The organism is Methylocystis sp., from assembly GCF_021731785.1.
Taxonomy (GTDB): Bacteria; Pseudomonadota; Alphaproteobacteria; order Rhizobiales; family Beijerinckiaceae; genus Methylocystis.
The window spans coordinates 1-4,918 of sequence record NZ_JAKFWS010000023.1 but is presented as its reverse complement, the minus strand read 5'-3'; the positions used below and the strand labels follow the sequence as shown (position 1 = coordinate 4,918).

At 60.5% G+C, this 4,918-nt stretch carries 5 protein-coding genes and 2 pseudogenes; 1 reads left to right on the top strand and 6 read right to left on the bottom strand.

The window, feature by feature from the left end:
* Both QZ964_RS05090 and QZ964_RS05085 read right to left on the bottom strand, forming a co-directional pair.
* The coding region (locus tag QZ964_RS05090; RefSeq protein WP_292529469.1) for a hypothetical protein at positions 1 to 335 on the bottom strand (335 nt) is incomplete at its 3' end.
* A gap of 184 nt (positions 336 to 519) precedes the next feature.
* Positions 520 to 633 (bottom strand): hypothetical protein, encoded by a 114-nt coding sequence (locus tag QZ964_RS05085; RefSeq protein WP_292529472.1) that lies wholly within the window; start codon positions 631 to 633, stop codon positions 520 to 522.
* Positions 634 to 701: 68 nt separating this feature from the next.
* Here QZ964_RS05085 and QZ964_RS05080 point away from each other — a divergent pair.
* Positions 702 to 1,280 (top strand): annotated as a pseudogene (locus QZ964_RS05080) (transposase); the annotation flags it as partial.
* Between the two features lie 168 nt (positions 1,281 to 1,448).
* On the opposite strand, the gene adh reads toward QZ964_RS05080, so the two are convergent.
* The 4 genes and pseudogenes from adh to QZ964_RS05060 form a co-directional block, all read right to left on the bottom strand.
* A complete protein-coding gene (gene adh / locus QZ964_RS05075; protein ID WP_292529466.1) occupies positions 1,449 to 2,975 on the bottom strand; it encodes an aldehyde dehydrogenase in 1,527 nt (508 codons plus the stop codon).
* 177 nt (positions 2,976 to 3,152) lie between these two features.
* Entirely contained in the window at positions 3,153 to 4,169 is a 1,017-nt protein-coding gene (locus tag QZ964_RS05070; RefSeq protein WP_292529463.1) for an integrase core domain-containing protein, read from the bottom strand.
* Positions 4,170 to 4,218: 49 nt separating this feature from the next.
* On the bottom strand, positions 4,219 to 4,344 hold the full coding sequence (locus QZ964_RS05065) for a hypothetical protein (RefSeq protein WP_292529460.1): 126 nt from the start codon (positions 4,342 to 4,344) through the stop codon (positions 4,219 to 4,221).
* Positions 4,345 to 4,547: 203 nt separating this feature from the next.
* Positions 4,548 to 4,700, bottom strand: a pseudogene (locus tag QZ964_RS05060) (IS481 family transposase); the annotation flags it as partial.
* Positions 4,701 to 4,918: the final 218 nt, after the last annotated feature.

Sequence of the window (4,918 nt, the reverse complement as noted above, 5' to 3'; positions counted from 1 at the left end):
CCGCCCCACCCGCCATAGCCCCAGCCGTAGCGGGGCGCCGTGGCGGCGGCAATGCCCGCGCCCATCAGACCGAGCGCCGCGCCGGCGAACATCGCCCCGGCGGGATCGTAGCGATAACCGTAGCCCCGGCGGTAATACCGACGCGGATGATAGTAGCGCACGTAATGCCGATGACGGTGGCGCCGGTAGTGTATCGTCTCGATGGGAGCCGTGAGGCCGATGTTGGCCGGCGAGGTGGAGCTCATCGGGCCGGCCAGAACACCCGGCGGCATGGCCGTGAGAGCCATTACCCCGCCCAACGCGCAGGCCAGACCGGATTTGAAACTCTTACGCATAGGCACATCCTTTCGGCGACGGGTTGCAGTCACGGGCGCGGCTTCTTCAAGGCCGACCACTTTTTTCGCATGCGATAGGATTCATGCGCCGTTCACCAGTAAAACGCCGAATCCAATTGGATAGTTCCGTTCCGGATTGTCGCGACGCAGCTCGGCCGCGCGGGTATAGCGACAAGCATTCCCGTCAGCTCTCCGACAGACCGGCGAAGGCGGGCGGTCGGCCGTCAGGCGCCGAGAAATAATGCATCGTCTTCGCGCCTTTCGTGCCGGTCCACTCATGGAAGCCCGACACCGGAATGACGCAGCGGCGCGCCTAGACCAGATGTTCGCCTGAGATAGGGGCGACCCGTCTCGGCTTACGTCGGCCTGGATGTGCACAATGACACGATCGCGGTTGCGCTTGCGGAAGCGGGTAAGCGAGGTGAGGTCCGCGAGCATGGCAAGGTCGTGAACACCCCGACTGCGTTAAAGACGCTGGCGGTAAAGCTGGCGCGCAATGGAGCCAGCCTGCGATTTTGCTATGAGGCTGGACCTTGCGGTTATGGCATTCAGCGCCAGCTGAGCGAAGCCGGACACGAATGCGTCGTGGTCGCTCCTTCGTTGATTCCGCGCAAGCCTGGCGATCGGGTCAAAACCGACCGACGGGATGCGATCAACTTGGCCAAATTGCACCGGGCGGGACTGTCATCGGTATGGGTTCCAGACCCGGCCAATGAGGCGATCCGCGATTTGGTGCGCGCGCGACTGGCGGCGGTGCGCGTAGTGCGGCAGGCGCGCCAGCAACTGTCCGGTTTCTTGCTGCGCCACGGCCACCATTATAATCGGCCAGCTTGGACGCTGATGCACCGGCGCTGGCTGGCCGGATTAAAGTTCGAGCACGCAGCGCATTATATCGTGCTGGAAGATTGTATCGCGGCTGTCGAGGCGGCCACGGCTCGGCGGGAATCTGCGCGACGTTATGACCCCTCTCAAGCCAATAAGTTCAAGCACTTATCGCGCCGATCGGCACCCGGACCCCACGCCGATTTACAGTATGTCGCCATGTTCGCGCCGCAGGCGCTCGATCAGGTCGAGCGCCGGCTGAGTAGCGACGACGCGCGGGGGCGTCTCCACCTAAAAGAAGCCGAGCTTCTTGGGGCTGTAGCTGACGAGCATGTTTTTCGTCTGCTGATAGTGGTCGAGCATCATCTTGTGATTCTCGCGCCCGATGCCTGACTGCTTATAGCCGCCGAACGCCGCATGCGCCGGATAGGCGTGATAGCAGTTGGTCCAGACGCGACCAGCTTGGATCGCGCGCCCAAATCGGTAACAGCGATTGATGTCGCGGCTCCACACGCCGGCGCCCAGACCGTAGAGCGTGTCATTGGCGATGGCGAGCGCATCGTCGTCGTCCTTGAAGGTCGTCACCGACACGACGGGCCCGAAAATTTCCTCCTGGAACACGCGCATTCTATTATGCCCCTGTAGCACGGTGGGCTTCACATAGAAGCCGCCGGCGAGATCGCCTTCGAGCGTGTTGCGCTCGCCGCCAGCGAGCACCTTGGCGCCTTCCTGTTTGCCGATGTCGATATAGCTCAAGATTTTTTCGAGCTGTTCCGATGAGGTTTGCGCACCGATCATTGTCTCGGGGTCGAGCGGATTGCCCTGTTTGATCTCGCCGACGCGCTTCAAGACGCGCTCCATGAAACGGTCGTAGATCTTCTCATGCACCAAGGCGCGGCTCGGGCAGGTGCAGACCTCGCCCTGATTGAGCGCGAACATCACGAAGCCTTCGACCGCTTTGTCGAAATAGTCGTCGTCCTCGCGCGCGACGTCCTCGAAGAAGATGTTGGGCGACTTGCCGCCAAGCTCCAGCGTGACCGGAATCAAATTCTGACTGGCGTATTGCATGATCAACCTGCCAGTCGTCGTCTCGCCGGTGAAGGCGATCTTGGCGATGCGATTGGAAGAGGCGAGCGGCTTGCCGGCCTCGAGCCCGAAGCCGTTGACGATGTTGAGAACGCCCTTGGGCAGAAGATCGCCGATGAGTTCGGCCCAGACGAGAATAGAGGCCGGCGTCTGTTCCGCGGGCTTAATCACGACGCAGTTTCCCGCCGCGAGCGCGGGCGCAAGCTTCCACGTCGCCATCAGGATCGGAAAGTTCCACGGAATGATCTGGCCGACGACGCCCAGAGGCTCATGGAAATGATAGGCGATGGTGTCGTGGTCGATTTCCGAAATGCCGCCTTCCTGCGCGCGCACGGCGCCGGCGAAATAGCGAATGTGATCGATCGCGAGCGGGATGTCGGCCGCCGTCGTCTCGCGGATCGGCTTGCCATTGTCCCAAGTCTCGGCGGTCGCGAGAACCGGGAGATTCTCCTCCATGCGGTCCGCAATCTTGTTGAGGATGCGCGAGCGTTCGGCGGGGCTCGTCTTGCCCCAAGCCTCTTTCGCGGCATGCGCGGCATGCGCGGCATCGAGCGCGGCCTCGACGTCGTTATTGTCGGATCGCGCGATCTCGCAGACTTTCTGGCCCGCGATCGGGGAAATATTGTCGAAGACGCGGCCGGACTTCGCGTCTGCCCATTCGCCATTGATGAAATTGCCATAGCGCGCCTTGAACGGCGGCTTGAGCGAAGCGAAGGCTTCGTGCTTGGTCATTGGAGTTTCCTCGTAGGCCTTGCGGCTGTTATGCAGCCCGAGTCGCCGGCGTGAAGGCAGCTGCCGCTTGTTCGCGCGGAGGCCGGGACTTCATAAAAGCGTCGCAGGGCCGCGCCTGGTCGACAGCCTGCGCCCATTCGCGCCAAAGTCAATCAATTGACCTGTGTGTGCCGAAAACTAAATCCGGAGGTAATGGTGATGACGGCCGCCGAGGATAGCGTGTGATTTTATGTTTCCAATGCGCTGAACGGCGCGAGAGGTCGGCGCATCTTTGTTTAACGACCGATGCGTTCTCACTTCGTTGTAATAATGAGCGTAGCATCGCAGAATCCGACGCAGATGCCGCTCGCCAAAAACGATCAGATGGTCGACACACTCGCGGCGGATCGACCCGATCAACCGTTCGGCGAAAGCGTTTTGCCATGGCGACGCAGGCGCAATCGGCTTGTCACCTATGCCCATGGCGCGCAGTCGACGCGTGACGACGGCGCCAAAGACGCCATCCCGATCGCGGATGCGATAGCGTGAAGCCTCATCCCACGGGAAAGCCTCAGTGATCTGACGCGCAATCCATTCCGCTGTCGGATGTCTGGTGACATTGGTCCAGACAAGGGTTCTGCGGTCGAGCCGGACGATCACAAAAGCATAGAGCAGGGCGAAGCCGATGGTCGGCACAACGAATAAATCCATTGCGGCGATATGCGGGGCATGATTGCGCAGAAAGGCGCGCCATCCCTGGCTTGGCGGTCCCCGTCGCCTGACCATGTATTTGGCGACCGTCGATTGAGAAATCTCGAATCCGAGCTTCAGCAATTCGCCGTGAATGCGCGGCGCGCCCCACAACCGGTTCTCGGCGCTCATCCGCTGGATCAGCGCACGCAGCTCCAGCTGAATCTTTGGCCTTCCGCCCTGTCGCCGCGACTTCCAACGCCAATAGCGACGAAAGCCGGCCCGATGCCAGCGCACGAGAGTCTCGGGCTTGATGATCGTGAGGGCCTCGAGGATCGACGGGAACCATCGATAGAGTTCGATAAAGAAACGTCGATAGGCATTCGTCAGCCGAGCTCGGCCTTTCGTCTTGCGCCGCAATACGATCAACTGCTGCCGGAGCGCCGCGTTCTCCGCTTCAAGTCGACTTATCGACTTGAACGGCGACGCCAGAATGGCCAGCAGAAAGCGGATGAGCGCGATCATTGCGCCAGCTTGGCCAATTCGCGACGCCCCTCAACCCCCGATGAAGTTTTCAACACACACAGGCGACCATGGCGAGGATCGAGTAAAGCAGCACGGTCGCCAAATCGAACCGCTTGCCTTCTCGCCGACGATGGTCCGATATCTCGCGCAAAATCTCCAGCAGCGACGCCTGCATGCGACAACCTCCGACTCGGGTCGTCGCATATAGATTCACATATCTACCGAGCCGGGAATCGGGAAAATGCCTCACAGTTCAGAGAACTGAACAGCCCTGCGATCACCACTGGCATGCAGATTACACAGTACGTTTCGATGAATGCTTAAGTTGTACAAGTTGATATTTGATCTGACAGACGGCGTGAGTTGGCCGATGTCGTTTCAGGCGGCGTTGCTCTCCTCGATGGCCTGAAGATGACCTGATTTTTCGCGCGCCAGCGGCAACGCGTCAATGAAGGTTTTCATCGGTGTCTTGCCGAAGCACCATTTGCCCTGATGCGGACGGATTTCGTTGAACGCGCGCATCCACAGGTCGTGTCGCTTCCGAAAACTCCGTCCAATTGACTGGCAGTCAACAGCGAATCAGAACATGATCGTTGTATGATTGCAATCGCCTTGCTTTTCCTCCGCGCGCTGTGTGACTGCTTCAAGTCGCGGCGGCGGCTGGACGCCGAGATCCTGGTGTTGCGGCATCAGCTGAATGTTCTGCAGCAGCGCGCGCCGCGCCGCTTGCTTTTGCGTTGGGCCGACCG